This is a genomic window from Devosia lucknowensis (genome assembly GCF_900177655.1).
Classification (GTDB): Bacteria; Pseudomonadota; Alphaproteobacteria; order Rhizobiales; family Devosiaceae; genus Devosia; species Devosia lucknowensis.
In genome coordinates this window covers 691,504-717,554 of record NZ_FXWK01000001.1, presented here as the reverse complement: position 1 = coordinate 717,554, position 26,051 = coordinate 691,504, and the positions used below count along the sequence as shown (strand labels likewise).

Sequence of the window (26,051 nt, the reverse complement as noted above, 5' to 3'; positions counted from 1 at the left end):
CGTTCGGCTCAGTCGAAAAAGCCGGCATCCTCTTCGAGCAGATACTTTTTGGCGCCTTCGGCATCGATATCGAGCCCAAGCCCGGGTGCTTCGAGCAAATCGATGTGACTATCCCTGACGATCTGCCCTTCCGGCAACCCGATGACGATATCCTCCCACCAGGGATCGGAGGCGCTTGGATATTCAAAGGCAATGTAATTGGCCGGCAGGGTGGCACAGACATTGATCAGCGCCCCCAGCCCCAAGAGCCCGTTCGCCGTGCCATGCGGCGCCATCATGATCGAATGCATGTAGGCGTGCTCGGCAACCCATTTAAGTTCGGCAATGCCGCCGATATCGGCCGGGTCAGGACCAACGACGCGCACAGCCTGTGTTTCGATCAGCTCCTTGAAATTGTGCCGGAGATAGATCTGTTCGCCAGTATGGATCGGCGTCGATGTCGACATCGTCAGTTCGCGATAGGCCTGCGGATTGACCCAAGGCACATAGTCCCCGGTCAGCATGTCTTCGAGCCACATCAGGTCATATTTCTCGACCGCCCGCGCAAAGCGGATCGCGTCGTTGAGGAACCAGCCAGGGCCGCAATCGAGCGCCAGTGACACCTTGTCGCCCAACACTTCCTTCATAGCCGCGACGCAGTCGAGCATGTGGTTGAAACCACGCTCGGAGATCTGCCCCTGGTCCATGGCGCCATGATAGCCGGCCTTATTTTGGCGCACGCCATAGTGGAAGTTGTCCACCGTGTCCTTCATGTTCGAATGAAAGCTTATGCCCTGCTTGACCATGAAGAAGTTTTCGGGCCGTTCCATCATCCATTTGACGTCGGCGGCGTAATCTTCCGGCCGATCGCCGGTGCGCTTCTGACGGATCGAGCCATTATAGACCCGAACCTTATCGCGCACCTTGCCACCAAGAAGCTTGTAGACGGGCACATTGGCGGCCTTGCCAGCAATGTCCCAAAGCGCATGTTCGATGGCGCTGACCGCCGCGCCATAAGGCTTGAATGAACCGCGCTGCCGTATCTTGAGCATGCAGCGCTCGACATCTGTCGGGTCCTCACCGATCAGCGCATCTCGAAAATGCAGCACCCAGGGTTTGAGATAGGGCTTGGTGAACTCAACTTCACCCAGGCCATAGAGCCCCTCGTCGGTGACGATACGCACAATGGGATGGCGGCCGATGACGGCGCAGCGCAAGTCAGTGATTTTCATGTGCTTAGCTCCAGGTCCGGTCCCAGGAATACTCCTGGTCCCAATGCTCCGACGATTGCCAGATATCCTTGACGCCCGGCTGCAGGTGCTGCCGGATCACATCGTCGACGACGTCATCGATCCCGAGCCCGGGCTTGTCGGGCACAGTGATGAATCCGTTCTGCACCAACGGCTTGGGCAGGCCGGTGACGATATCGTCCCACCAATCGACCTCGACCGAATGGTATTCGAGCGCCATGAAATTCTCGGTCGCGATGGCAACATGCGCTGCCGCCATGGCCGCGATCGGGCTCTCGGCCATATGGATGGCCATGGCCACACCATGGTCCTGCGCCATGTCGCCGATTTTTTTGGTCTCCAGGATGCCGCCAGAGGTCAAAAGGTCCGGATGGATCACCGAAATTCCGGCCTTGAGAAGTGGTTCGAAATCCTCCTTGAGATAGATATCCTCGCCCGTGCAGATCGGCACGGTGGAGGCTTCCTGAAGCTGCCGATATTGCTCGGTATACTGCCAGGGGATGACGTCTTCGAGCCAGGCCGGGACGTATTTCTCGATCCGCCGGGCCAGCCGGATGCCGTTCTGCAGCGAAATATGGCCGACATGATCGATGGCGAGCGGCACTTCGTAGCCGATCACTTCGCGAACCTCGTGAATATATTGCTCGAGGAGATCGATGCCCTTGTCGGTAAAATGCAGCCCGCTGAACGGATGCCGCACATTGTGCGTGTCGTAGACCGCATTGCGGGCCCGCCGCTCATCCATCGACGTGACGGGGCCACGATCTGGATGCACACGATAGGCTTCGAGCGACCCCGCAGGCGACACCACGGCGCCCGGGATATCGGCGATCTGCATCAGCCCCAGGTCCATTTTCAGGAAGGTGAACCCCATTTCCATGCGTGCCTTGAGCCGTCTGCCCGTTTCGGTGCCGCTCGGCTTGTCAGCGTCAGTATCGCAATAGCACCGGACACGGTCACGGAACTTGCCGCCCAGCATCTGGTAGATCGGCACGCCATAGGCCTTGCCTGCAAGATCCCAGAGCGCGATCTCGATCGCCGAGACCCCACCGCCTTGCCGGCCGTGACCACCAAACTGCTTAATGCGGCGGAAGAGGCGGTCGATGTCGAGAGGGTTTTCGCCCAGAAGCCGGCTCTTGAGCATCAGCGCGTAAGTCGCGCTCGCCCCGTCCCGGACTTCCCCAAGGCCCACTATCCCTTGGTTCGTGTAGATTTTCAGCAAGGCCGACGTAAAAGGCGCACCGACGATCTCGGCGACGCGCAGATCGGTGATGCGCAGATCGCTGGGGCGTGAAGCGGTCCGTACATTGTCCTCGATCATCTCGGCTGTTGTGGATGTCGTCATCTGCCTACGCCCCGATCAATCGAACGCGATGAGATTGTCGGCGAGATAGTCACGGTTCATTTCGACCCCGAGACCCGGCGCCTTGTTGAGCTTGAGGCTGCCGCCGGAATTGTCGAGCGGCTTGTCGATCAGGTGATCGTATTTGGAGAGGTTCCACTCCGAAGTCTCGAGCCGGTAGAAATTGGGCACCGTCATCATCACCTGAGCACCGGCGACGACGTTGATCGGACCGGCCGCGTCGTGAGGCGAAACGGGAATGTAATAGGCCTCGCACAGCGCCGAGATCTTCTTGAGCTCGGTGATGCCGCCGGTCCAGGTGACGTCGGGCATGATATAATCGGCCAGCCTGCCTTCGAGGATGGGCACGAAGTCCCACTTGGTATGTCCCCGCTCGCCCCAGGAGATCGCGGCGCTGACCTTTTCGCGCACTTGCCGGAGCGCATTGATGCTTTCGGGCGGCACTGGTTCTTCAAACCAGTCGATATCGCCGGCTTCCTCGAGCGAGCGGCAGAGCCGGATGGCGGTCGGCACGTCGAAGCGCCCGTGGGCGTCGATGAGGATCTCGATATCGGGTCCAGCGGTCTCGCGGATCAGCGCCGTGAGCTCGGCGGCTTCGCGCTCGTCCTTGCGCGTCATCGACCCATCGAGATACCCCTCGGACTGTTCGCGCGCTATGCCGTGCACGTTTTTCTGGCCCTGCTGGGCATAGGGATCGAACTTCAGAGCAGTGTGCCCCGAGGCGATGATGTCCCGAATTTCCTGGACGACACCTTCCCTGGTCGTGAACTTGCGCTGGTCAGGGTGGGTGTAGAGGAGAATGTCATCACGCACCGGGCCGCCAAGCAGCTCATAGATGGGCTGGCCGAGCACCTTGCCGCGAATATCCCAGAGCGCGATGTCGATGGCACTGACGCATTCGACCGCCGCGCCACGGCTGCCCATGTATGTGAAGTTGCGGAAGACCTTGTGCCAAATGCGCTCGATCTGGGCGGGATCGTCCCCTTCGACGATCTTGCTGATCTGCTGGAGCATGACGCAGAGGGCGCGATTGGCGACGTAGGTGGTGGTGGTGATCTCGCCCCAGCCGGAAATGCCGGCATCAGTCGTCACTTCCACAAACAGAAACTCGCCCCAATAGGACGCGGCCGTCTTGATAAGCCACGGCTTCACGCCCGTGATCTTCATCGTCTTTCCTCCCTTCGGCCGTTTGCCGGCCGCTGTTATCCGGCGCGCGCAGCCTCCGCAGCACGCATCTGCTCAAGCACATGGCGGCCCGAGCCCTCCACATGCTGGGCCACGAGGGCAGCGGCCTTGTCGGCCTCGCCGTCCTTGATGAACTGGATCAACTGGCGGTGCTCGCGCAGCACCTGGGCGCGGCGGGCCAGCGTGAAATTGTAGCGCCGGCTTACGGCGCGCAGCACTTCGCGATGCTTCCACCAAAGCTCGGCGGCATGCTGGTTGTAGTGCCGCTCGTACATGATGGTGTGAAAGCGGGTGTCGAGCTCGCTGTGACGCATGGGATCGGCGAAATTGTTTTCCTCGATCTCGGCCTGCACCTTTTCGAGCTCGGCGATGTCCTCGAGCGTCGCCATGCCGACGAACCAGCGGGTCAGCGCAGGCTCTATGAGCACCCCGATTTCGTAGATGTCGCGCACGAAATTCTGGTCGATGGGGCGGACGCGCGCGCCACGATTGGGCGAGATCACCACGAAGCCCTCCCCGCGCAGCAGCTGAAGTGCTTCGCGAACGGGGTTTGTCGAGGTGTTGTGGCGCTGCGCCAGATCGGCGACGACCAGCCGCTCATTGGGGCTGAGCCTGCCCGAGATGATGTCGTCCCGGATCAGCTGATAAAGCGAGTCTCCCTGTTGGGATGCGCCTGTCGGCTCAATCCCGGCCGGAGGTTGCGCTTTGAAATCGCTCATTTTTGTCTCGTCAGCTTTCATAGTGTTCCGAGGCATGCCTTTAACGAAATTGCTGCCTCAGGTACCGAGACATTGCGCCGCATTGGCGCATCATGTGTTGCAAATAATGTATAATCCAATCCAGTTGACACGCAATATCCAATCTGCAACGTTGATTTTACGGCGAGATGTACATAAGAGGCCCAAGCCCGATGTATTCCGCTGCGTGAGACCCGGACGCGCGAGGGGCGCTTTCCGGGACAGAGGAGGACTACATGAGAAATTACCCATTGGGCCGCGCGCTTGCGCGTGGCGCATTCGTCTCTGCGCTCGCCGTTTCGATGATGAGCACGTCCGTACTTGGCCAAAGTGTCGACCTCAGCCAGTGGTCGCCCGAATACGTACGCTCGATCGCCGGCACCGAAACCTACGATACTGCCGAGCAGTGCGGTGCGGTCACCCCGCTGGACTACGAGGGCAAGCTGACCTTCTGGTACCAGGGCGTCTTCGAAGGCGACCCTGACCTGTTGCGTCAGTACTACAAGGACTTCTTCGAAGCCTTCCGCGCCACCTATCCCAATATCGACCTGCAGGAACAGGCGCTGACCTATAACGACTTGCTCGACAAGTTCCGCACGGCGCTTCTGGGCAATGCTGGTCCGATGGTCGTGCGCCTCCAGATCCTGGGTGGCGTCGAATTCGCCTCGAAGGGCTACCTCCAGGAGCTCAAGCCTGAGGATGTCGGCTGGGCGAGCGAGGATTTCTGGCCGGGCGCCATGAAGTCGGTGATGTGGGAGGGCAAGGCCTACGGTATCCCGACCAACAACGAGACGATGGCCTTTATCTGGAACGCCGACATCTTCGAGCGGGCCGGCCTCGATCCGGAAACCCCGCCCGCGACCTGGGACGAAGTCGTCGAATACTCCAAGAAAATCCACGACGAGCTCGGCATTGCCGGCTACGGCCTTGTGGCACGCAAGAATGCCGGCAATACGCCGTATCGTTTCATGCCGCAGCTCTGGGGCTACGGTGGCGGCGTGTTCGACGAGGCGGATGCCAACCCCACCTATGGCGAAATCCGGCTCGACAGCCCGGAAAGCATCCGCGCCCTTCAGGCGTCCTACGACATGTATGTCCGCGACCAGTCGGTTCCGGTCTCGGCGCTGACCAATCAGCAGGCTGACAACCAGCCGTTGTTCCTCGCCGGTCAGGTCGCCATGATGATTTCGCATCCGTCCGACTATAACGTGATGCTCGATCTGCAGGCCAAGGCCACCGGCGCCGACAAGGAAACCGCGCAGACGGTCATCGACAACATGCGTTATGGCCTGATCCCCACCGGTCCGGATGGCAAGCGCGCCGTGGTGTTCGGCGGGTCCAACATCCACATCCTCAACCCCGAATATGTCGAGGGTGGCGAAGTGGACGAGGCAGCGGCAAAAGCCATGGTCTGCTTCTGGACGAGCCCGGAGTGGTCGCTGAAGATGGCCTATGCGGGCTCCAACCCGGGCAACCTCAACGGCTTCAAGACCGAGTGGATGAAGGAGCGTCTGGACACCATCAAGTTCCTCGACGTCACCACCTCCATGCTGCCCTACGGCATCCCGTTCCCGACTCTGCCGGAAACGCCTGAAATCATGAACATCATCATCCCCGACATGCTCCAGAACGCATTGACCGGAGCGATGACGGTGGAAGAAGCCGCAGCAGACGCCGCCCAGAAGGTGCGCGACGTGACGGACGGCGGCGGCCTCTAGTCCTCCTCCCTGCAAAAGTGGCCGGCGGCTGCGCTGCCGGCCTCATCTCTGACAGGAACGAGCCAGATGACCATGATGACAGGCCAGCTGCAGGCGGCTCCCGACCATCTTACCCGACGTCCAAATATCTTGCGGCAGATGTGGAACAGCCGCGCCGACTACCTCTATGTGCTGCCCGCGATCGTGGTGATGCTCGTCGTCATCGCCTATCCGATTTACTACACGATCGATCTCTCGTTCTTCAAAACCCCGCCAGGGCTTCAGCTGCGCGACAAGATCTTCGTCGGCACCGAGAACTATTCGGCGATCCTTTCAAGCGATGTCTTCTGGAAGGTCACGCTCAATACCGTGATCTGGACCATTGCCTCGACGCTGATCGCTTTTGTGCTGGGTTTCGGCTGCGCCCTCGCCCTCCATCGTGATTTCGCCGGCCGCGCCATCCTGCGCGCCATTCTCATCATTCCCTGGGTGATCAGCGCGGTCGCCGCCTCCTACATCTGGAAGTGGATCTACCACTCCGATTTCGGCGTGCTTGGCGCGGTGCTTGTCCAGTTCGGCTTTCTCGACCGGCAGCCCAATTTCATCGATAACGTCAACAGCGTCCTGCCCTCGCTGATCGTGGTCAATATCTGGCGCGAATTCCCCTTCGCCATGATCATGCTGATGGCAGGCCTGCAGACAGTTCCCGAGCAATTGCTGCGGGCGGCCAAGGTCGATGGCGCCTCCGCATGGCAGCGCTTCTGGCACGTGACCTTCCCGCATCTGCGCGGCGTCTCGACCGTCACGATCCTGCTGCTCGCCGTCGCCAACTTCAATTCCTTCATCATCCCGTGGATCATGACCGGCGGCGGCCCCTCCAATGCCTCGCATATCTGGATCACCCACATCTACGAGCTGGCCTTCGGCCGCCAGCGCTGGGGCGTGGCCGCTGCCTACTCGGTGCTGCTGTTCATCATCCTGATGGTGCTTGGCTACTTCTACGTTCGCGCACTCAGCGGCAATGAAAAGGAGCACGGCGCATGACCATCGCTGCCGATACCGCCGCGCCCCGCAGCCGCAAGCGCATCGATGGATGGCGCTGGTCCGGGCGCATCTTCCTCCTGATCATGGTGCTCTACACAGCGCTTCCGATGGCGTGGATGCTGCTGACCTCGATCAAGTCAGGCTTTGCCGCAACGCAATTTCCCCCGCAATGGTGGCCGGCCGAGCCGACCCTTGCGAGCTACCAGAAGCTGCTCGATCCGCAGAACAGCGTCGGGCAGGACTTTCTGCGGTTTTTCTGGAACAGCCTCTTCGTCTCGGTCGTGACCACGATCCTTGCCGTCGTGGTCGCGGTTCCTGCTGCCTATGCCTTCTCGCGCTTCCGATTTCCGGGCCGCAAGTTCCTGTTTTTCTCGGTGCTGCTGCGCAACATGTTCCCGGCCGTGATCTTCCTCGTGCCGCTCTTTATCCTGATGCGCTGGCTGGGCCTGGTGAACACGCATGGCTCACTGATCCTGACCTATCTCACCTTCGGCCTGCCGCTCGCCATCTGGCTGCTCAAGGGCTTTTACGACAATATCCCGATCCAGCTCGAACAGGCCGCACGCATCGACGGCGCCACGCGGTTCCAGGCCTTTCTGCTCATCGTCACACCACTTTCGGTGCCCGGGATTATCGCCACGGCGATCTATTCCTTTATCGGCGCCTGGAACGAATACATCTACGCCGCGACGTTCCTCACCAAGAACGAACAGCTTACCCTGCCGGTCGGCATCCAGCGCTTCTTCTCTGAAAACACCACGGATTTCCCGGGCCTGATGGCAGCAAGCTTCCTGATGAGCGTGCCGGTCGTCGTGCTGTTCCTCGTCCTTCAAAAATACTTCGTGCGCGCGCTCACTGAAGGCGCCGTCAAACACTAGAGGTAATCCAATGGCCCAGGTGGTCCTCAAAGATCTCGTCAAGACCTATGGATCCGTCTATGCGGCCAAGGACGTTTCACTCACGGTCAACGACGGTGAATTCGTCGCCCTCGTCGGCCCCTCCGGTTGCGGCAAGACGACGACGCTCAATCTTGTGGCTGGACTGATCCCCATCACTTCGGGCGACATCGTCATCGGCGATCGCGTCGTCAACGATCTCGACCCCAAGGACCGGGACATCGCCATGGTGTTCCAGAACTACGCGCTCTATCCCCAAAAGACCGTCTTCCAGAACCTCGCCTTCCCCCTGCAGATGCGCAAGCTCCCCAAGGCGGAGATCGAGGCCAAGGTGCATGAGGCTGCGCGTGTACTGGACATCACCCACCTCCTCGAGCGCAAGCCGCGCGAGCTTTCTGGCGGCCAACAGCAGCGTGTTGCTCTGGGTCGGGCGCTGGTGCGCGATCCCGCCGTCTTCCTGATGGACGAGCCGCTTTCCAACCTCGATGCCAAGCTGCGCGTGCAGATGCGCTCCGAGATCAAGCGCTTCCACCAGGATCTCAAGGCCACGATCATCTATGTGACACATGACCAGCTCGAAGCCGTGACGATGGCCGACAAGATGGCGGTCATGAATGGCGGGCTCCTGCAGCAATATGACTCGCCGGCCAACGTCTTCGCCAACCCGGTCAATATGTTCGTCGCCAGCTTCATCGGCAGCCCTGCCATGAGCCTCGTGCCGCTCGAAGCGGGTAGCGTCGACGGACGCTCCGTGCTGACCAGCGCCGAAGGGTGGAGCCTGCCGCTTTCGGACCGCAATGCGCGGAAGGTCGCGGCCTCGACGTCCAGGAAGGTCGTGCTTGGCGCGCGCCATTCGACCATCAAGCTGCACAAGGGCGAGGTCGAGGGCACGGTGCCGGCGAAGGTCTATACGGTCGAGCCCACAGGCGACATCACCTTCGTCCAGGCCTTCCTATCCGGCGCCATCGTCAACATCAGCCTGCCGCCGACCGTGGCCTTGTCGCCGGATGAAACCGTGTGGCTCGAGTTCGACCAAGATCGTATCCACCTGTTTGACGGCCAGACCGAAATGGCGCTGCGCGCCGATTGAGACCAGCCATGGCCCCCAAGCTCAAGATCACCGCGATCAAGCCCTATCCGGCTCGCGTCGGCATCCGGAACCAGTTCCTCCTCAAGATCGAAACCGACCAGGGCATCAGCGGTTGGGGCGAAAGCGGGCTCACCGGCCGCGAAAAGGCCGTGGCCGGTGCCATCGAGCATTACCGTGAATTTTTGATCGGCCAGGATGCCATGCAGATCGGCCGCATCTGGCAGGAAATGTATCGCAGCCAGTACTTCGAGGGCGGCCGCGTCCTGCAGGCGGCGATCTCGGCGATCGACATTGCCCTCCACGATATCAAAGGCAAGGCGCTCGGGGTTCCCGTCTACGAACTTCTCGGCGGCAGGCAACGCAGCGTGATCCCGACCTTCGCGTCGACGGGAGACAGCGCCGGCGAAGGCGCCATCGAGCGGGCGAAGGAACTCAAGGCCATGGGCTTTGACGCTATCCGCTTTTTTCCCATCGGCCAGGACAGTCGCGACATCTTCGAGCCGCGCCAATCCATCGCCGCCACCGCTCGTATCCTCAATCGAGCGCGTGAGGAACTCGGCGGCGAAGTGGTGCTCGGCATCGATTATCACCACCGCCTGTCAGTCGCCGAAGCCGCGAGCTTCTGCAACAAGCTCGACAAGGGCGTACTCGACTTTCTCGAAGAGCCTATTCGTGACGAAACGCCCGAAGCCTATGAATCACTCCGCACAATGACCCAGATTCCCTTCGCTATTGGCGAAGAATTTGCGAGCAAATGGCAGTTCCTGCCCTACATCGAACGCGGCATCCACCAATTCAATCGGCTCGATGTCTGCAATGTCGGCGGCCTGACCGAAGCGATGAAAGTCGCCGGCTGGAGCGAGGCGCACTATGTCGATCTGATGCCCCACAATCCCCTGGGCCCGGTCTGTACCGCGGCGACCATCCATTTCGCCGCTGCCGTGCCGAATTTCGCGTGGCTCGAAACGCGCTCGCCCGAACGGGGTCTTGGTTTTGACAACGACGATTTCTTTCCCGTTCAACCCAAGCTCGACGGTGCGGTCTATCCCGTCAATGATGCTCCAGGGCTTGGAGTGGAGGTCAACGAGGACCTTCTGGCACGGCAAAGTTTCAGCTTCTGGGAGGCACCCCACCTCAGGCGCAACGACGGGTCGGTGACCAACTGGTAAATCCACCGGAGTGGAGAATTGGACGTGATCAAGACTAGCGACATCAGCCGGCCGCCAAAACATCTTATCGAAGGCCTGCGGCACCTGGGGGCCGCAACTATCGCAGGTACGCTGGGACATATGGGTTTCAAGAACCCGCATATGACCGGCATCCTGCCGCAGACCAAAGGCAAGACTATCTGTGGACCGGCGCTGACGCTGCAGTGTCTGCCGCAACGACCTGATCTCTTCAGCGAAGGCGAATATGCCGACCCCGAGACGCAGCTCCACCGTCACGTGCTCTACCATGTGCAGAAGGGTGACGTGGTGGTGGTCGACGCACGCGGCGACATGCGTTCCGGCATTTTCGGGGACATGATGTCCACCTATTTCAAGGGCCGTGGCGGCGCCGGTATCATCATCGACGGCGTCATGCGCGATCGGCCCAATGTCGAAAAGCTCGATCTTGCGCTCTGGCTCAAGGGCTGGTCGCCCAATTACCACGTTCAGACCGACATCTTTCCCAATGCCGTCAACGTCACCATCGCCTGCGGCGGGGTGACCGTCGTGCCCGGCGACATCATCGTGGCCGATGACGATGGCGCGGTGGTCGTACCGGTGTCGATGGCCGAGGCGGTGATGGAAGACGGCAAGAAGCATGCCGAATGGGAAGAGTTCTCCCGCATGAAGCTGATGGCCGGAGAGTCCCTGCAGCGCTACTACCCGCTGCATCCGGACGCCGAGGAAGAATACCAGGCGTGGCGCGTGCTCAACCCGATCAAGTCGACTTAGCCGACGCCCTCTGGCTTACGCTTTCCTGATCCAACCTAAGCTGGCCGGATCGACATTGCGGCGAGGATGGGAAAAGTGGCGGAGAGGAAGGGATTCGAACCCTCGAGACCGTTCCCGATCTGCACCCTTAGCAGGGGTGTGCCTTCGACCACTCGGCCACCTCTCCGGCGGGTCGGGTCTAGCGGGAGCGATCCGGGATGGCAAGCGCTTTTTGGATGAATGGGCGGAAGCGCACAGGGCGCCAGGGTCGTGGCGTCGGCGCGGTGCACGCTGCCCATTGGAGGATCGCCGTATTCCGGGCTAAATCCGCGCGCGGAATGACCGCCTAAATCGAACAGCGGGGAGCGGATCCATGCAATGCACAGGCCGGGCCAGACTGGCAGCGGGACTGCTCGCGGGAGTGTTGAGCGCGTGCGGAAGCGTAGGCGCCTTTGCGCAGACGGAAACCGTTGCGGTTCCTCCCTCTCCCGTCGAAGGCGTCTGGCGCACGCAATTGCTCTCGGAAATCACGATCAGCCCCTGCCTCGACGGATTTTGCGGGGTGTTGTCCCATATCGTCGTGCCCGAGGGACTGTTGAGCGGCGCTGAGGCAGAAGCGGCGGCGGCCATGACCGCGGACCAATTCTTCGATCACCGGAACGAGGACCCTGCCCTGCGCACGCGCCCGATGCTGGGGCTGCAGATCTTGACGCTGCGCGCGGGAGCCGAGCCGCATGTCTTCGATGGCGAGATCTATAATCCCGAAGATGGGAAGACCTATTCGGGTTATGTGGAAATCGTCGGCCCCGACGTGATCCGGCTCAATGGCTGCGTGCTGTTCAACGTCGTTTGTCGCGGCGAAGACTGGTCGCGCGTGCCTGCGGAAGACCTCGCAGCGCGGCTGGCTGCCGGGGCCGTGCAGATAGCCCCGGCGCCGTAATCAGGCGCGCGACACGCGCATGACCGGCTGCCCGTTGCCCCGACGATCGGGCGAAATGCCGTGGATATCCACAGTCGCCACCACGCGGTGGCGATAGGCCGCGAACATGAACGTGGGCGTCACGTTGACCGGCTCGTCGAACTGAATGGTCAGCGTGAAAGCCTGCATGTTGTGCGCCAGCTGCACGCCGATCAGCAGACCGACAAAAGGCTGTTCGAGATAATCGCCCTTGACCCGCATGCCGACCTGGAACGGCACGGCAACGCGGTCGGGCAGCGCCGCGCGGGCGGTATTCCAGTCACGGTAGCCGTGCGCGCGGGCGACATGCTCGAGCGCCTCGCCATGGGTCATGACGTGGCCTGAGCGCGCGCGGTCGTCGCGCAAAGTCCGGGCCTCGGATTTGAGGGTCTGGGCCGATGGCGTATCGAGAGAAAAAGACATGGTTCGGGTCTCTCCATCTGGAGGCGACTGTCACATGGGAGCCCGCATTGCCATGATGCGCCTTGGGAGGAAAACCGAAGGGATCACATGCCGTGTGCTGGACTTCACCAAGGATCATACCGATCCGCGGGCGGCAGGCGCCAGCAACCGTGGGCTAAATGCGCCTGACCGGCGGGCAAGTCAAGGGGCAGGCGATCACGCGTCGTGATGGACCGATCAGACAATTGCGTTAGGCGATGCAGACTGTACCGGTTAGGAGGTCCGAGGAAGAATCGGGGGCACGGTCATGACCGAGATATTGTTGTTTGTTGCAGGACTTCTGGGCGGTGCCGTCAACTCGCTGGCCGGGGGCGGATCATTCATCGTCTTCCCGGCGCTTCTGTTTGCCGGGGTGCCGCCGGTTCTGGCCAATGCCTCCAACACCTATGCTGCCCTTCCCGGCTATGCGAGCGGTGCCGTGGGCTACTGGAAGGCCATGGGGCAGTATCGCGACAAGCTGATCGTCTATGGTCTCGTTGCTGCGGTTTTCGGCTATCTGGGCGCCGAACTGCTGCTGGTGGTGTCGGACGAGCAGTTTTCAAAGGTGGTGCCGTGGCTCATGACCTTTGCAGTGGCCCTTTTCATCTTCGGCAATCAGCTCAATGCTGCACTGAAGGCGCGCAGCGGCGGCGGTCGGGGCATGCAGGCGCTCGGCAGCGTGCTGCTGCTGGTGCTGCTGGCGGCCGTCTGCACCTATGGCGGCTTCTTCAACGCAGGCCTCGGCATCCTGCTCCTGGCGTTCCTGGCCATGGCTGGCATGACCGATATCCACGCCATGAACGGGCTCAAGCTCTACGTGTCGTCCATCGTGGCGCTTGTGGCGGTGCTGCGCTTTGCGTTCAATGACCGGATCGACTGGTATCATGGCTCCATCGCGCTGGTCGGCGTGACAATTGGCGGCTACGTCGCGGCGCGGCTGGCACAATACATTCCACGCGATTGGATCCGCATCGGTGTCATCGTCTACGGCATAGGCATGACCGGCTATTTCTTCTGGTCGGCCTACGCCTGAGTGCGGAACGAGCGGAATGGCCAGGTCCGCACCCATCGAGAGCGGCACTCGGATCAAGTCCGAGGGCGTAACCTTGGGTGTGGCTGCCGGTCCAACCACCGAACTCAGATTTCAGCACGAGGCCTTTCGTATCCAGACCGCGGCGTCGTGGAACGGTGCGCCGCCAAACGGCGGTGCCGGTTCGGCGCTGGTCAGCATATTGATGCCCCGACCGCCGCGATGCGCCTTGTTGCGGTGCAGTCCTTCGGCAATGAGGACGCCCGTGCAAAGGCCGGTGTGCAGGAAAGCCGTCAGCTCGACCTGCCCGCGCCGATTGCCGACAACCACAGCGTCACCATGCACGATGCCCAGACGCACCGCATTCTCGGGGTGAATGAACACTGTCGGTTCGCCTTCGCGGCGGAGGCTTCCGGGTGTCTGGTTGAATGACGAATTGAGGAAGGCGCGCGCCGGGCTGGTAGCGAGCTTGAACGGATGCTCCAGGTCGGTCGCCTCGTTGACGGCCCAGTGGTCGGCGTAGCGAGGCATTTCGGCGGGATCGCAGACCCAGCGATAGCCCTTGCGATCGGCCACGGCCTGCCAGTCCGGCGCGAATCGATAGCGGCCATCAGGCCAGCCGAAGCCGCCGGCAAAGCGGGCAACCCCGTCGGGCCGCTCGCGATCGACGAAACCGGTTTTTTCGACTTTCTCCAGCGCCGGGTAGCCGGACCGAGCGAACGTGTCCGCGACAACATCGCGATCGCTGGTGTGAAACACAGCGTCGTCACTGCCGAGGCGCAGGGCCAGGGCATTGATGACGTCGTGGTTGGAGCGCGCCTCGCCGGGCGCTTCGACGACCTTGGCGCCGTAGAGAATGCGCGTATGGCCGCCACGAGTGTAATAGTCATTGTGCTCGAGGAACATGGTCGCAGGCAGCACGATGTCGGCCAGCTCGGCGGTTTCGGTCATGAATTGCTCGTGGACGACGAGGAACAGGTCATCGCGCATCAGACCTTGTCGCACCAGCGCCTGATCCGGGGCGACTACGGCGGGATTGGTATTCTGCACGATCATGGCGTGGACCGGCTTGCCACCCCGCAATGCCCGGGTGTCTCCGGTCAGGATCGGACCGATCTCGGACATGTCCAGAAGGCGCGGGCTGCCCTTTTGCAGATGGACGCCTTCGAGCCGCGACTTGTCGAGCGCCCAGGTACCGGAATTGGAATGGAAGGCGCCCCCACCCCGGTGCTGCCAGGCTCCGGTCATCGCCGGTATGGACAGCGCGGCGTGGACCGCCGTGGCGCCGTTGCGCTGGCGCGAAAAGCCGTAGCCGAGACGGAAGAAGGTGCGCGGCGTCTTGCCCACCAGATGAGCGAAGGCCTCGATTTCCTCGACGGTAAGGCCGGTGATCTCGGCGCCCCACTGTGGGGTGCGGAGTTGCAAATGTGATTCAAATTCGGGTGTGAAGTCAGTGAATTCGCGCATGTATTCGCGATCGGCCAAACCGTCGCGCAGCAACACATGCATGGTCGCGACAGCGAGCGCCCCATCGGTGCCGGGGCGGAGGACCAGGCCCATATCCGCCTGCTCCATGGTGGCATTGCGATAGATGTCGATGACAACGACCTTGGCCCCGCGCTGCTTGCGCGCCCGCATGGCGTGGGTCATGACGTTGACCTGGGTGTGCACGGCATTAGTGCCCCAGATGACCACGCAATCGCTCTCGGCCATCTGTTCGGGGTTGACCCCGCCCAGGAGCCCGGTGCCCGCTATGTAGCCTGGCCAGGAGAGGCCGACGCAAATGGTGTCGTACTGGTGCGAATAGCCGCGCACGGCGCGCAGGCGCTCGATGCCATCGCGATGCACATGACCCATGGTGCCGGCATAGAAATAGGGCCAGACAGATTCGGCACCGTTTTCAGCTTCGACGGCGAGAAAACGCGACGCGATTTCGTCCAGCGCCTCGTCCCAGGAGATTTGCTCCCACTGCCCTGCCCCCTTTGGCCCGACGCGACGCAATGGATGGAGCAGGCGTTCGGGGTGATGGATGCGCTCGGAATAACGCGCCACCTTCTCGCAGATGACCCCGGCCGTGTAGGGATCGTCCTTGGCGCCGCGAACGCGACCGATTGTGCCGTCGGAAAGGATGTCGACATCAAGCGCGCAGACCGAAGGACAGTCATGCGGGCAGACGGAGCGAATGGTGCGTTGGGGGATCGGTGCGTTCATGCGGCGCAGGATATCCGCACCCGGCGCCGCACGACAATGCATAGTTCTTATGGCAGGGATAAAGGGCGGTCATGAGACCGCCCGGATATCAGGACGCCGCGAAGGCCTTGGTTGCGGTCTCGGCGTTGCGACGCGCGCGGTTGGCGGCATGCTTGGCCAGCTGGGCCGCGCCGCTATGAAACTGCGAGAAGGTAATGCGGCCCGCGGTGCCGGTGATGGTAACGCCGCGCCAGTTGGGACGCACCGAACGGACATCGGACCAGTCAAGTGCAGTTTCCCGCCCGGTAGCGGTACGGTGCTTGACCTGGCGATGATCCCAGGACGTGTGCGTGAAGAGGCCGGCCATGCCGATGCCCAGGGACCCGCCAGCCAGCAGGACAACGGCGATGTAGGTCGCCACCAGCTGGGTCGTGTCGGCTGCGTGCCCCATAAAGATCACGGCAAACAGAAGCACGGCGGCAAGCGCGGCAGCACCGTAGCAGGCGAAGTATTCCACCATGGATGGACGAAGTTCGGCCCAGCCGCCGTCGACGACGATGGCGTCTTCCGGCTGGACCAGGCGCAGCGCGAGGAAAGCCGCATAGCCGAACGCGACAACACCCGCCGCCCGCGAAAGCGGCAAATGAGCAGTAGCAGGAATGTATTTGAGAAGGATGAGTACGGTGATCGTCACAAGTGGCAAAGCCACTTCCTGCCAACGCAAGGGCACGTTGATATTCTCCACGGTACGGGGGCCGGTGACGCAATCGGCAATTAATAGTGCCAAAGGTACGTGAAGTAATTGATTTGGCTATTCACAATTTCGCCATAAGTGGCCTCGCGACGATGGAAGCGCGGCACTGTTGCATGGCGGCTACGCCGGTAAGGGTCTTGGTCTTCCAGGAATTTTCACTGAACGCCACAATATGATTCAGGGCGTTCAGCTACTGCGTTGATTTAAATAATTAAACCATTATCGCGTGGCCATGGCCGGGGCACCGACCGCAGCCGCGGTAGCCGCTTCCTCGGCTTCGATCTCCGCCTCTGGCTCCTTGCGCAGTGAATTGGACAGCGGCAGCTCCTCTAGAAGGAATGTCAGGCCAAAGGCGAGGACGGATGCTGCGGCAGCCGTGAAGAACACCGGGTGCAGTGCGGCCGCGAAGGCTTCGAGCACCATGTTGCGCACTGGTTCGGGCAAGGAGGCGACGGCCTGGGCGCTGAATGCTCCCGTCCCGCCGCTGCCGGCCGGCATGACCTCGCCAAGGCGTGACGCCAGCCCGCTGGAGAAGATGGCACCGAAGACGGAGACGCCTATCGAGCCACCGATCTGGCGGAACAACGTCGTGCCGGCAGTCGCGGCACCGACTACGTCGCGAGACACTGCGTTTTGCGTGGCGGTGACGCTGACGCTGTTGACCGGGCCGATACCGGCTCCCACCAGAAACATATAGATGGCGATCTGCCAGGACGGCGTGTCGAGCTGCATGGTGGCCAGGAGCAGGAGGCCGATGGTGAGCACAAAGGTCGAAACCTGCGGCAGAAGCTTGTAGCGGCCGGTGCGCGTCATCAGGAAGCCGGACAGGGTCGAAGCGCCGATCAGGCCGATCATCATGGGCACGAGCTGGAGCGCGGAGTCCGTCGGGGAGACGCCCTTAGCAAGCTGCAGATACATCGGCAGGAAGGTGATCGACCCGAACATGGCCATACCCACCAGAAAGCCGACAACACTGGTGACTGCAAAGGTGTTGTTACGGAAGAGACTGAGCGGCAGGACCGGCTCGGCGGCGCGCGCTTCCACACGGAGGAAAGCGGCCAGCATGGCCACGGCAGCGATTACGAGGCCAATGATCTGAGCCGAGAACCAGCCGAACGTATTGCCGCCGAGCGACGTGGCAAGCACGAAGGCCGTGAGCCCACCCGAGAGCAGGACGAAGCCCGCATAGTCGATCGAATGCTTGACGCGTTCGCCGCGCGGCTTAAGCGCGACGGCGATGACAGCGAGCGCCAGTATGCCCAGCGGCAGGTTGATCAGGAAGATCCACTGCCAGGAAATGTGCTCGACAATGAAACCACCGAGCAAAGGGCCGACCACTGTGGCGACGCCAAACACGGCGCCGAAAAGCCCCTGTACCTTGCCCCGCTGGCGCGGCGGGATGATGTCGGCCACGACGGTCATCGCCACAACCATCAGCCCGCCACCGCCGAGCCCCTGGATGGTTCGCGCCGCAATCAGAAACGTCATGCTCGTGGCCATGGCCGAAAGAACCGCGCCGACGAGAAAGATGACGATGGCTACCTGCAGCACGATCTTGCGACCATAGAGGTCGCCGAGCTTGCCATAAACGGGCGCGACAACGGTCGAGCTGAGCAAGTAGGCAATGACCACCCAGGTGAGGTGATCGAGGCCGCCGAGCTGGCCGACAATGGACGGAAGCGCCGTCGAAACGATGGTCTGGCCCAGCGACGCCAGCAAGAGCGTTACGGCGACCGCACCGATCACCAGCTTGACGGATGTATCATCGGCGGGTTGAGCCGGTTGTGAAGTGTCGGACATTGGGGCATTCCTTGGTCTGCATGGCCGGCCTGAACCGTCGGCCCTTGCGAAATTCGTTCGTGGCGCATACATGTGCCTCAAGCAATTACATGTCAATAGCACGTAATTGTCGTTAGCATGCAAATTAGCGGTGGCTGCCATGCCTTCACGAAATAAGAGTCAGTTCAGCGCCCTGCTCTCGAATGCAGGCATCGATACCGAGACATCCGAGGCCGTCATGGAAATCGACGGGATTCTGCAGAACTGGCGGCGACGAGCGGTCAAGCGGGAGTTAGGCACGCGGGCGCTCGCCGACCTTGGAATTGCGCTCGAACTTGCCCAATTCGACGTGCTGTCGGTCATCGGAGCGCATGTGACCGAGCACGAGCAGGGCGAAGTCATGGTGTCCACGGTCGCCGAGCGACTGGGCATCGACCCGTCGCGTGCGAGCCGGCTGGTCAGCGAAATGGTGGACAAGGGCTATGCACGCCGGGCCGTGAGCCAGGCGGACGCGCGACGCACCATAATCGAGCTGACGGATCGCGGAACGGCCGTCGTCGACGCGGTCAGGGCGTACAAATTCATGGTCATGGGCGACTTCCTCGGCACATGGGACAAGTCAGAACTCGCCGCATTCCTGCCGATGATCCGGCGATTTGGCCAATGGATGGATGGGATCGGCGCCTCGACCGAGAAGCATGCCGCCGAGATCGAAGCTTTGTCCCGCAATCTGGCTGAGAGCGCGAAATCACGCGAAACAGCGTGATAGCAGCTATGAAAACGATTTATTAGACAGGCCGGAGCGATCACGCTAGCTCTGTTGCCGTCCTTGGGAGGGGGCAATGGATGGCTCAGACGCGCCTGCCAGTCACGGCAATGCTCGGGACAAGCATGTTCTTCTCGGGCGTCACCTACGCCGCAACCATGCCCTATGCATCGCTGGTCGGCGTCGACACCCTGGGCATGTCGCCGGGCTTCTTCGCGGCGGTCATGAGCACCGGGGCAATCGTCGGGACCTTCGTTTCCCTCGGCCTCGGATTTCTTTCGGACAAGGTGAGGGACCGCCGCCTGCTCGTGCTGCTGACCGCCCTTTCGGGCGTATTGGCGCACGGGCTGATCTATCTGTTTCCATCACAGCTCAGCTTTGCCATAGCCATGGCGCTGATCATGCCGTTTGCCGGCGCCAGCTACGGCCAGAGTTTTGGATATCTGCGCGTCTATTACCTCAAGCATTTGCCGGCACGGGCAGATTTCATGGTGACGGCCATGCGGACGGTGTTCACCGTCGCCTGGATCGTGGTGCCGCCATTGGCCGGATGGATCGCGGCCGAATACGACATTTTTGACGTCTACCTCGCGTCAACGCTGGGATATGCGGTGGTAGCCGGGGTGTTTGCCCTGTTTCTCGCCGATCCGACGACAGCGGTACAGATCCCGGTGCCACCGCGCGCCGAGGGTGCGTCCCTGCTCTCGGTTTTCGCCTTGCGGCCCGGGATTCTGGCGGGTCTCGCCGGTCTTGTCATCATGACCGGTTCGCTGCGGTTGATGAACCTGACGATGTCGCTGTTCATCGTCGGGGTTCTCGGGGGGTCCCTGGCGGATGTGGGGCTTTATGCGGGTATTACCGCTGCGACCGAGGCGCCGTTCATGCTGCTGCTCGCATGGCTCACCACACGGGTCACCAAGGAAACGCTTCTGGCCTGCGCGGGGCTGGTGGTCGCACTTTTCATCGGGTTGGCAAGTCAGCTCACCAACGTCAACGTGTTGTTCTGGCTACTCTTTTTGAACGGCCTTGGCACCGCAGCGCTGATGAGCGTCAACATTTCCTATGTGCAGGATGCCATCAAGGGACGGGTTGGCCTGTCGACATCGCTGATGGATCTCGTGGCGATCGGCGCCAATCTTCTGGGCGCCGGTGCCTTCGGATTGCTGGCGTCGAGCGGAGACTATCGCACCACCCTCATCATCGCGGCCGCGATTGCCGTTGTCGGGGCAGCCACGATGGCCATAGGCAACCTGCCCAGGTTGGGCAGGTTGAAGGCTGTAGCGGCCTGACGAACTAGTCCTGCGACCGCGACTTCTTGTGGTCCTTGGCCTTCGTCTTCTTGGCGGGCCGCTCCGCTCCATCGGCTGCGGGCTTGGACCACTTCGGCTTGCCCTTGTCCTTGGAAACGGTTTTCTCCTTTGCTGCCAGAGGCTTGGGCGGCCGCGCCTCGCGCGGCGGGCGGGGCGTTTCCATGAAGGCATCGAAGTCGTCGGACTTCGGCTTGCCGTAACGCTCCTTGCGATCCGCCTTTTCCGGGCGCGGCGCCATGGGATCGTAAGCCTTGGGCGGGCCGGGCGGACGGGTCCTTGGGGCCGGACGTTCGGACCGTTCACCGGGTCCGTCGACGGCATTGATATGCACGCCCTTTTCGCCGGTGCCGTTCTTGCCGACCGAACGGAGGAAGCCGTCGACCTTGTCGGCAGCCACTTCGAAAATCGTTTCCGTGTCGAAAATACGAATGGAGCCAATGGCTTGCTTGGTTACGCCACCGGCCTTGCAGATCATCGGGAGGAGCCAGCGTGGCTCGGCGCGCTGCTTGCGGCCGAGGTTGACCTTGAACCACGAGCCCCCGGCAAACGCTTCGCGCGTGCGCGGCGTGCGCTCGCCGAAATCCTCAGAAATTGCCGTTACGTCCTCAGGAACCGGACGGGCAGCGAGCTGCAATCGCAAATAAGCGACTGCCAGTGCCTCAGGAGCCCAATTTGCTAGCAGACTGCTAACACTTTCCCGCTCTTCGTCGGTGACCGCGTCGCTGAGCAGCGGATTGGTGAGAATGCTCTGACGATACCGCTCATCGATCGCCTCGGCGGTCGGGGGCGCGATGGTCTCGGCCTCGATCTTGGCAGTGCGCAGGATCGACAGGGCGACGCGCTTGCGGTGCGCCGGCGAAATGACGACGCAGGTGCCCTTTCGACCGGCGCGGCCGGTCCGGCCGGAGCGGTGCAGCAGCGTCTCGGCATTCATCGGCAGGTCGGCGTGGATGACGAGATCGAGATTGGGCAGATCGATACCACGGGCAGCGACGTCGGTGGCGACACAGATGCGGGCACGGCCGTCGCGCATGGATTGCAGGGCGCTGGTGCGCTCGGCCTGGCTCAGCTCACCAGAAAGCGTCACGACGTCGAAGCCGCGATTGTGGAGGCGGGCCGAGAGATGCTTCACCGCTTCGCGCGTCGAGGCGAAGACGATGGTGTTGGTGCTTTCGTACCAGAGCAGCGTGTTGATGACGGCATTCTCGCGTTCGGCGGCGGGAACGGCCATCAGCTTATATTCGATATCGGCATGCTGCTGGCCGGAGCTGGCGGCGGTGATGCGCAGCGCGTCGCGTTGGAAGGTCTTGGCCAGTTCGGCGATGGGCTTGGGGACGGTGGCCGAGAACAGCAGGGTGCGCCGATCTTCGGGCGCAGCGGCGAGGATGAATTCGAGATCCTCGCGGAAGCCCAGGTCGAGCATCTCGTCGGCCTCGTCGAGCACGACGGCACGAAGGGCCGACATGTCGAGGGCGCCGCGGGTGATGTGGTCGCGCAGGCGACCCGGCGTGCCGACGACGATATGGGCGCCGCGTTCGAGGGCCCGGCGCTCGGTGCGCTGGTCCATGCCGCCCACACCGGCAGCGGTCTGGGCATGCATTTCGGAATAGAGCCAATCGAGCTCGCGGCGAACCTGCATGGCCAGCTCGCGCGTCGGCGCGATGACGAGGGCCAACGGCGCACCGGGCGCGGGCAGGATCAGATCGTCGCCGAGCAAGGTCGGGGCAATGGCCATGCCGAAGGCAACGGTCTTGCCCGAACCGGTTTGCGCCGAGACCAGCAGGTCGCGCCCGTCGGCTTCGGGCTCGATAACGGCGGACTGAACCGGCGTGAGCGTTTCGTAGCCCTTGGCGGCGAGCGCGCGGGCGATTGGGGCGGAAATTGTTTCAGGCAGAGACATCAGGGGCTTTCATGAAGCGAACAGCCCCGGCAAACGCGATGTCCACTCCCAGAACTCCGGGACATCTTCGCTCGATAAGGGCGGTTGTCAGTAGAAAGGCTCACGCGCAGATGGGTGAGCGATGGACTTGAAGGTGCACCATAGCACAAACAAGCAAAAAGGCCGCCCCGATTGGGCGGCCTGAATTCTGAAGGTGGAGGGCCTCAGGAAGGCCCCCTCACCCGGCGCTACGCGCCGACCTCTCCCCCAGAGGGAGAGGTAGGGGTCGGCCCCGGCCCTTCGCAGGGCTCAGGGCGTAAGCCCCTCAAATCGCTCCACCGGAGCGATTTGCAGGCCGGCAAGAGCCGGCCGTCGGGTCTTATCCAACCAGCTCTTCGTCGGTGAAGAAGTACTTGATTTCCTGGGCGGCGGTTTCCGGGGCGTCGGAGCCGTGAACCGAGTTTTCGCCGACGGAAAGGGCGAATTCCTTGCGGATGGTGCCTTCAGCGGCGTTGGCCGGGTTGGTTGCGCCCATGATTTCGCGGTTCTTGAGAATGGCGCCTTCGCCTTCGAGGACCTGAACGACGACCGGCGAAGCAATCATCTGCTCGACCAGTTCACCAAAGAAGGGGCGTTCCTTGTGGACCGCGTAGAAGCCTTCGGCCTGAGCGCGGGTCATGTGGATCTTCTTGAGGGCGACGGGACGCAGGCCAGCTTCCTCGAACTTGGTGAGGATCTTGCCGATGAGATTCCGGCGGACGGCATCGGGCTTGATGATGGAGAAGGTGCGTTCGATCGCCATGGCGGTCATTCCTGCATTGCTTTGAAAAGGTGGGGCCTTTTAGCGGGAGCGGGTGACGGTGGCAAGACGGGGTTCGTTTCCCACAAACAGCGAGCCGCCTCGGAGTTGATCCGAGGGCCAGTTGCAACGATCGCGGTGTGGATGGTGGCCCTCGGGTCAGGCCCGAGGGCGGAACGGCGAAAGGCGAGGAAAGCCCCCTCACCCGGCTATGCCGCGCCACCTCTCCCCCCAATGGGGAGAGGAATCGTGCCGTGCCCAGCCTCAGTCCTGGTCGACGTCGGTCTGGCCCTTGGCGATGACGGTCCCGTCGGGAGCGGTCAGGGTGACGTCGATGAGCGAAACGATGTGTTCGGCCTGGATGGTCTGCTCGACGTCAATTTCGACCGCCTGCATGGTGCAGACTTCGGCGGTGGAGATGGTGGGGAAGGTCACGAAGAGCGTGCCGTCGACGACTTCACCCACTTCGGCCGGGCCAACCTGCTCGCAGGCGCCACCGGTATATTCGAAGTCGATGGTGATCTGGTTGGGGTTGATGCGGTCGGCATCAAGATCGTTGAAGGCAGCCGGTGCGGCCTGACCTTCGGCGGGCGCTGTTGCTGCGGGTGCAGCAGCATCGGCCGGCTTGGTCTTGTCCTGCGCCAGAGCCGGCGAAGCGACGGCCATGGCGAGCAATGCGACGAGTGCGATGCGGGTGGAAGGCATGAATGGTCCTCTTCTCGTTGGTCCGTAGAAACGTCCGCCCCGCCAAAAGGGATGCGTGCCGATTTCGGCGACAGAGTGGCGCGCGGTTGCCAGATCGGCCTCGAACGCCTAATTCCGGGGCCAATCGATTTATATGCGTCCCCCGCCCCCAACGTGGATGGGGTCTGACGCTTCTGCGGACGAACAGCCATGCTCAACATCACCAACCTGACCTACCGCATCCAGGGCCGCGTGCTGCTGGAGGATGCAGGCCTGGTGCTGCCCAACGGCGCCAAGGCTGGTTTCGTGGGCAAGAACGGCACCGGCAAGACGACTCTCTTTCACCTGATCCAGCGCCATATCGCTGCCGACAGCGGCTCGATCGAGGTGAACAAGAAGGCGCGTATCGGGGCGGTGGCGCAGGAAGCGCCCGCCGGCGAAGAAACGGTGCTCGACGTGGTGCTGGCGGCCGACAAGGAACGCACCGCGCTGCTTCAGGAAGCGGAAACGGCGACCGATCCCCACCGGATCGGCGAAATCCACATGCGGCTGGCCGATATCGACGCGCATACCGCTGAAGCGCGGGCATCGTCGATCCTCAAGGGCCTCGGCTTCGAACACGACCGGCAGAATGCGCCGACGCGCGAACTGTCGGGTGGCTGGCGCATGCGCGTGGCGCTGGCGGCGGTGCTGTTTTCGCAGCCGGACCTGCTGCTGCTCGACGAACCGACCAACTATCTCGATCTCGAAGGCACGCTGTGGCTTGAAAAGTACCTGGCCACCTATCCCTACACCGTCTTCCTGATCAGCCACGATCGAGACCTTCTCAACAAGGCGGTCAGTTCCATCGTCCATCTCGAGCATCGCAAGCTGACCTATTACAAGGGCAATTACGATACGTTCGAAAATACCCGCCGCATGCAGATGGAGCTCAACAACAAGCAGCGCGAGAAGACGCTGGACCAGATCGCGCACCTGCAGAAATTCGTCGACCGCTTCAAGGCCAAGGCGACCAAGGCCAAGCAGGCGCAGGCGCGCGTCAAGATGATCGAAAAGCTGAAGCCACCGGAGGCGATGTTCGACGAGCATGGGGCGCCGTTCCAGTTCCAGCAGCCCAAGGTGGAACTGCCCACCCCGATGATCACCCTGGATAAGGTGTCGACCGGCTATGGCGACAAGGTCATCCTGCGCAACGTGACGCAGCGGATCGACCCCGACGCGCGCATCGCGCTGATCGGCGTCAACGGCAACGGCAAATCGACCTTTGCCAAGCTGCTTGCGGGTGATATTCCGGCGCTCGATGGGCAGATGCGCATCAACAAGAAGCTCGACATCGCCCATTTCGCGCAGCACCAGATGGACAAGCTCATGCCCGAGCAGACGCCGCTGGAGCACGTGACCGAGCTCATGCCGCTCGACAACGAGGCGAAACGCCGGAGCCGGCTGGCGCAGATGGGACTGACTACATCGCGCATGGACACCAAGGCCAAGAACCTCTCGGGTGGCGAACGGGCGCGCCTCCTGATGGGCCTGATCACGTTCTCGGGGCCATCAATGATGATCCTCGACGAGCCGACCAACCACCTCGATATCGATAGCCGCGACGCGCTGGTCTACGCACTCAACGACTACGAAGGCGCCGTGCTGATCATCTCGCATGACAGGCACCTGATCGAGGCGACGTGCGACACGCTGTGGATCGCCGAGAACGGCACGATCCGCGAGCTCGACGAGGACCTCGACAGCTACCAGCGCAACATCACGTCCAACAAGGACAAGGGTGGAGGCGGCGCGGCCAATTCCGGTGACCGCAAGCAGTCCCGGCAGGAGGCCGCCGCCCGCCGGGCAGAACTGGCGCCGCTGAAGAAGAAAATCAGCGACGCCGAAAACAAGATGAACCGGCTCAAGACCGAGATCGACAAGATCGAGGCGCAGCTGGCCGATCCCAAGGTCTATAACGGGCCGCCGGACAAGCTGATCGCCCTCGGCAAGGACAAGGCGCGCTTCAGCGGCGATCTCGAGGCGCTGGAAGAAAACTGGCTGGAACTGAGCGCGGAGCTGGAAGAGGCGGAGAGGGCTTAGACGCGCGGGACAGGGTGTGGTGAAGCAGTTTCTCGCACTGTGCGGCCATCGGACTTGAGCGGAGGGCCACTCGAGACGTCCGTGCAATTGGCGAGTGGCCCTCGGGTCAGGCCCGAGGGCGGAACCGTGGGTGGGGATGATACCCGCGGGTGGGCTGAGACCCCCCGATCAGGCCCCCGCAGGAACGGCGGCGTGGAGGGTGACGGTTCACCATTAATC

The 26,051-nt window shown here is 62.1% G+C and carries 22 protein-coding genes and 1 tRNA gene; 11 read left to right on the top strand and 12 right to left on the bottom strand.

Going from position 1 to position 26,051, the window contains the following annotated elements; translation table 11 throughout:
• Nucleotides 1-8 precede the first annotated feature (8 nt).
• Genes CCK88_RS03370 through CCK88_RS03355 form a run of 4 tightly spaced genes read right to left on the bottom strand, consistent with a single transcriptional unit; the run spans nucleotide 9 to nucleotide 4,496 of the window.
• Nucleotides 9-1,211, bottom strand: a complete 1,203-nt coding sequence (locus tag CCK88_RS03370) for a mandelate racemase/muconate lactonizing enzyme family protein (RefSeq protein WP_086469118.1) — start codon at nucleotides 1,209-1,211, stop codon at nucleotides 9-11.
• 4 nt (nucleotides 1,212-1,215) lie between these two features.
• A complete protein-coding gene (locus CCK88_RS03365; protein WP_086469117.1) occupies nucleotides 1,216-2,574 on the bottom strand; it encodes a mandelate racemase/muconate lactonizing enzyme family protein in 1,359 nt (452 codons plus the stop codon).
• 15 nt (nucleotides 2,575-2,589) lie between these two features.
• Nucleotides 2,590-3,759, bottom strand: a complete 1,170-nt coding sequence (locus CCK88_RS03360) for a mandelate racemase/muconate lactonizing enzyme family protein (RefSeq protein ID WP_086469116.1) — start codon at nucleotides 3,757-3,759, stop codon at nucleotides 2,590-2,592.
• 35 nt (nucleotides 3,760-3,794) lie between these two features.
• A complete protein-coding gene (locus tag CCK88_RS03355; RefSeq protein WP_086470786.1) occupies nucleotides 3,795-4,496 on the bottom strand; it encodes a GntR family transcriptional regulator in 702 nt (233 codons plus the stop codon).
• Between the two features lie 254 nt (nucleotides 4,497-4,750).
• Between CCK88_RS03355 and CCK88_RS03350 the strand changes: the two genes are divergently transcribed.
• The 6 genes from CCK88_RS03350 to CCK88_RS03325 all read left to right on the top strand — a co-directional run bounded on the left by CCK88_RS03350 (nucleotide 4,751) and on the right by CCK88_RS03325 (nucleotide 11,181).
• Nucleotides 4,751-6,232, top strand: a complete 1,482-nt coding sequence (locus CCK88_RS03350; RefSeq protein ID WP_086469115.1) for an ABC transporter substrate-binding protein — start codon at nucleotides 4,751-4,753, stop codon at nucleotides 6,230-6,232.
• A 66-nt stretch (nucleotides 6,233-6,298) separates the two neighbouring features.
• Entirely contained in the window at nucleotides 6,299-7,255 is a 957-nt protein-coding gene (locus CCK88_RS03345) for a carbohydrate ABC transporter permease (protein ID WP_086469114.1), read from the top strand.
• Entirely contained in the window at nucleotides 7,252-8,133 is an 882-nt protein-coding gene (locus tag CCK88_RS03340) for a carbohydrate ABC transporter permease (RefSeq protein WP_086469113.1), read from the top strand. Before CCK88_RS03345 ends, CCK88_RS03340 begins: the two co-directional genes overlap by 4 nt.
• 10 nt (nucleotides 8,134-8,143) lie before the next feature.
• Nucleotides 8,144-9,241 (top strand): ABC transporter ATP-binding protein, encoded by a 1,098-nt coding sequence (locus CCK88_RS03335; RefSeq protein WP_086469112.1) that lies wholly within the window; start codon nucleotides 8,144-8,146, stop codon nucleotides 9,239-9,241.
• An 8-nt stretch (nucleotides 9,242-9,249) separates the two neighbouring features.
• The gene (locus CCK88_RS03330; RefSeq protein WP_086469111.1) at nucleotides 9,250-10,410 is read left to right on the top strand and encodes a mandelate racemase/muconate lactonizing enzyme family protein; all 1,161 of its coding nucleotides are present in this window, start codon (nucleotides 9,250-9,252) and stop codon (nucleotides 10,408-10,410) included.
• A 24-nt stretch (nucleotides 10,411-10,434) separates the two neighbouring features.
• Nucleotides 10,435-11,181: a ribonuclease activity regulator RraA gene (locus tag CCK88_RS03325; RefSeq protein WP_086470785.1), complete on the top strand. Its 747-nt coding sequence runs from the start codon at nucleotides 10,435-10,437 to the stop codon at nucleotides 11,179-11,181.
• Nucleotides 11,182-11,257: 76 nt separating this feature from the next.
• Here CCK88_RS03325 and CCK88_RS03320 read toward each other — a convergent pair.
• Nucleotides 11,258-11,347 (bottom strand) — tRNA-Ser (locus tag CCK88_RS03320).
• A 186-nt stretch (nucleotides 11,348-11,533) separates the two neighbouring features.
• On the opposite strand from CCK88_RS03320, the gene CCK88_RS03315 reads away from it, so the two are divergent.
• Nucleotides 11,534-12,100, top strand: coding sequence for a DUF2147 domain-containing protein (locus CCK88_RS03315; RefSeq protein WP_086469110.1), 567 nt, complete (start codon nucleotides 11,534-11,536; stop codon nucleotides 12,098-12,100).
• Here CCK88_RS03315 and CCK88_RS03310 read toward each other — a convergent pair whose 3' ends face one another.
• Complete coding sequence (locus tag CCK88_RS03310; protein WP_086469109.1) at nucleotides 12,101-12,541, bottom strand: glyoxalase superfamily protein; 441 nt, start codon at nucleotides 12,539-12,541, stop codon at nucleotides 12,101-12,103.
• Nucleotides 12,542-12,827: 286 nt separating this feature from the next.
• Here CCK88_RS03310 and CCK88_RS03305 point away from each other — a divergent pair, with 286 nt between their 5' ends.
• Nucleotides 12,828-13,592, top strand: a complete 765-nt coding sequence (locus tag CCK88_RS03305; RefSeq protein WP_086469108.1) for a sulfite exporter TauE/SafE family protein — start codon at nucleotides 12,828-12,830, stop codon at nucleotides 13,590-13,592.
• Nucleotides 13,593-13,703: 111 nt separating this feature from the next.
• Here CCK88_RS03305 and CCK88_RS03300 read toward each other — a convergent pair whose 3' ends face one another.
• From CCK88_RS03300 to CCK88_RS03290, 3 genes are all read right to left on the bottom strand, one after another.
• Nucleotides 13,704-15,800: a molybdopterin-containing oxidoreductase family protein gene (locus tag CCK88_RS03300; protein ID WP_086469107.1), complete on the bottom strand. Its 2,097-nt coding sequence runs from the start codon at nucleotides 15,798-15,800 to the stop codon at nucleotides 13,704-13,706.
• 88 nt (nucleotides 15,801-15,888) lie between these two features.
• Nucleotides 15,889-16,509, bottom strand: coding sequence for a hypothetical protein (locus tag CCK88_RS03295; RefSeq protein WP_140048872.1), 621 nt, complete (start codon nucleotides 16,507-16,509; stop codon nucleotides 15,889-15,891).
• Nucleotides 16,510-16,752: 243 nt separating this feature from the next.
• Nucleotides 16,753-18,333: an MDR family MFS transporter gene (locus tag CCK88_RS03290; RefSeq protein WP_086469105.1), complete on the bottom strand. Its 1,581-nt coding sequence runs from the start codon at nucleotides 18,331-18,333 to the stop codon at nucleotides 16,753-16,755.
• Nucleotides 18,334-18,472: 139 nt separating this feature from the next.
• Here CCK88_RS03290 and CCK88_RS03285 point away from each other — a divergent pair, with 139 nt between their 5' ends.
• On the top strand, nucleotides 18,473-19,078 hold the full coding sequence (locus tag CCK88_RS03285) for a MarR family winged helix-turn-helix transcriptional regulator (RefSeq protein WP_086469104.1): 606 nt from the start codon (nucleotides 18,473-18,475) through the stop codon (nucleotides 19,076-19,078).
• A gap of 80 nt (nucleotides 19,079-19,158) precedes the next feature.
• Nucleotides 19,159-20,367, top strand: coding sequence for an MFS transporter (locus tag CCK88_RS03280; RefSeq protein ID WP_086469103.1), 1,209 nt, complete (start codon nucleotides 19,159-19,161; stop codon nucleotides 20,365-20,367).
• Nucleotides 20,368-20,371: 4 nt separating this feature from the next.
• Here the strand turns inward: CCK88_RS03280 and CCK88_RS03275 are convergent, their stop codons facing one another.
• From CCK88_RS03275 to CCK88_RS03265, 3 genes are all read right to left on the bottom strand, one after another.
• A complete protein-coding gene (locus CCK88_RS03275; RefSeq protein ID WP_086469102.1) occupies nucleotides 20,372-22,288 on the bottom strand; it encodes a DEAD/DEAH box helicase in 1,917 nt (638 codons plus the stop codon).
• Nucleotides 22,289-22,646: 358 nt separating this feature from the next.
• Nucleotides 22,647-23,069, bottom strand: a complete 423-nt coding sequence (gene ndk / locus CCK88_RS03270) for a nucleoside-diphosphate kinase (RefSeq protein WP_086470784.1) — start codon at nucleotides 23,067-23,069, stop codon at nucleotides 22,647-22,649.
• Nucleotides 23,070-23,330: 261 nt separating this feature from the next.
• Nucleotides 23,331-23,771: a hypothetical protein gene (locus CCK88_RS03265; RefSeq protein ID WP_086469101.1), complete on the bottom strand. Its 441-nt coding sequence runs from the start codon at nucleotides 23,769-23,771 to the stop codon at nucleotides 23,331-23,333.
• A gap of 189 nt (nucleotides 23,772-23,960) precedes the next feature.
• Here CCK88_RS03265 and CCK88_RS03260 point away from each other — a divergent pair, with 189 nt between their 5' ends.
• Nucleotides 23,961-25,832 carry an ABC-F family ATP-binding cassette domain-containing protein gene (locus CCK88_RS03260; RefSeq protein WP_086469100.1) on the top strand — a complete coding sequence of 624 codons (1,872 nt, stop codon included), beginning with the start codon at nucleotides 23,961-23,963 and terminating at the stop codon, nucleotides 25,830-25,832.
• The last annotated feature ends 219 nt before the right edge of the window (nucleotides 25,833-26,051 follow it).

Coding starts and splice junctions, on each gene's coding strand:
- CCK88_RS03370 (WP_086469118.1), bottom strand. CDS start 1,211: ATGAAAATCACTGACTTGCGCTGCGCCGTCATCGGCCGCCATCCCATT.
- CCK88_RS03365 (WP_086469117.1), bottom strand. CDS start 2,574: ATGACGACATCCACAACAGCCGAGATGATCGAGGACAATGTACGGACC.
- CCK88_RS03360 (WP_086469116.1), bottom strand. CDS start 3,759: ATGAAGATCACGGGCGTGAAGCCGTGGCTTATCAAGACGGCCGCGTCC.
- CCK88_RS03355 (WP_086470786.1), bottom strand. CDS start 4,496: ATGAGCGATTTCAAAGCGCAACCTCCGGCCGGGATTGAGCCGACAGGC.
- CCK88_RS03350 (WP_086469115.1), top strand. CDS start 4,751: ATGAGAAATTACCCATTGGGCCGCGCGCTTGCGCGTGGCGCATTCGTC.
- CCK88_RS03345 (WP_086469114.1), top strand. CDS start 6,299: ATGACCATGATGACAGGCCAGCTGCAGGCGGCTCCCGACCATCTTACC.
- CCK88_RS03340 (WP_086469113.1), top strand. CDS start 7,252: ATGACCATCGCTGCCGATACCGCCGCGCCCCGCAGCCGCAAGCGCATC.
- CCK88_RS03335 (WP_086469112.1), top strand. CDS start 8,144: ATGGCCCAGGTGGTCCTCAAAGATCTCGTCAAGACCTATGGATCCGTC.
- CCK88_RS03330 (WP_086469111.1), top strand. CDS start 9,250: ATGGCCCCCAAGCTCAAGATCACCGCGATCAAGCCCTATCCGGCTCGC.
- CCK88_RS03315 (WP_086469110.1), top strand. CDS start 11,534: ATGCAATGCACAGGCCGGGCCAGACTGGCAGCGGGACTGCTCGCGGGA.
- CCK88_RS03310 (WP_086469109.1), bottom strand. CDS start 12,541: ATGTCTTTTTCTCTCGATACGCCATCGGCCCAGACCCTCAAATCCGAG.
- CCK88_RS03305 (WP_086469108.1), top strand. CDS start 12,828: ATGACCGAGATATTGTTGTTTGTTGCAGGACTTCTGGGCGGTGCCGTC.
- CCK88_RS03300 (WP_086469107.1), bottom strand. CDS start 15,800: ATGAACGCACCGATCCCCCAACGCACCATTCGCTCCGTCTGCCCGCAT.
- CCK88_RS03290 (WP_086469105.1), bottom strand. CDS start 18,333: ATGTCCGACACTTCACAACCGGCTCAACCCGCCGATGATACATCCGTC.
- CCK88_RS03285 (WP_086469104.1), top strand. CDS start 18,473: ATGCCTTCACGAAATAAGAGTCAGTTCAGCGCCCTGCTCTCGAATGCA.
- CCK88_RS03280 (WP_086469103.1), top strand. CDS start 19,159: ATGGCTCAGACGCGCCTGCCAGTCACGGCAATGCTCGGGACAAGCATG.
- CCK88_RS03275 (WP_086469102.1), bottom strand. CDS start 22,288: ATGTCTCTGCCTGAAACAATTTCCGCCCCAATCGCCCGCGCGCTCGCC.
- ndk (WP_086470784.1), bottom strand. CDS start 23,069: ATGGCGATCGAACGCACCTTCTCCATCATCAAGCCCGATGCCGTCCGC.
- CCK88_RS03265 (WP_086469101.1), bottom strand. CDS start 23,771: ATGCCTTCCACCCGCATCGCACTCGTCGCATTGCTCGCCATGGCCGTC.
- CCK88_RS03260 (WP_086469100.1), top strand. CDS start 23,961: ATGCTCAACATCACCAACCTGACCTACCGCATCCAGGGCCGCGTGCTG.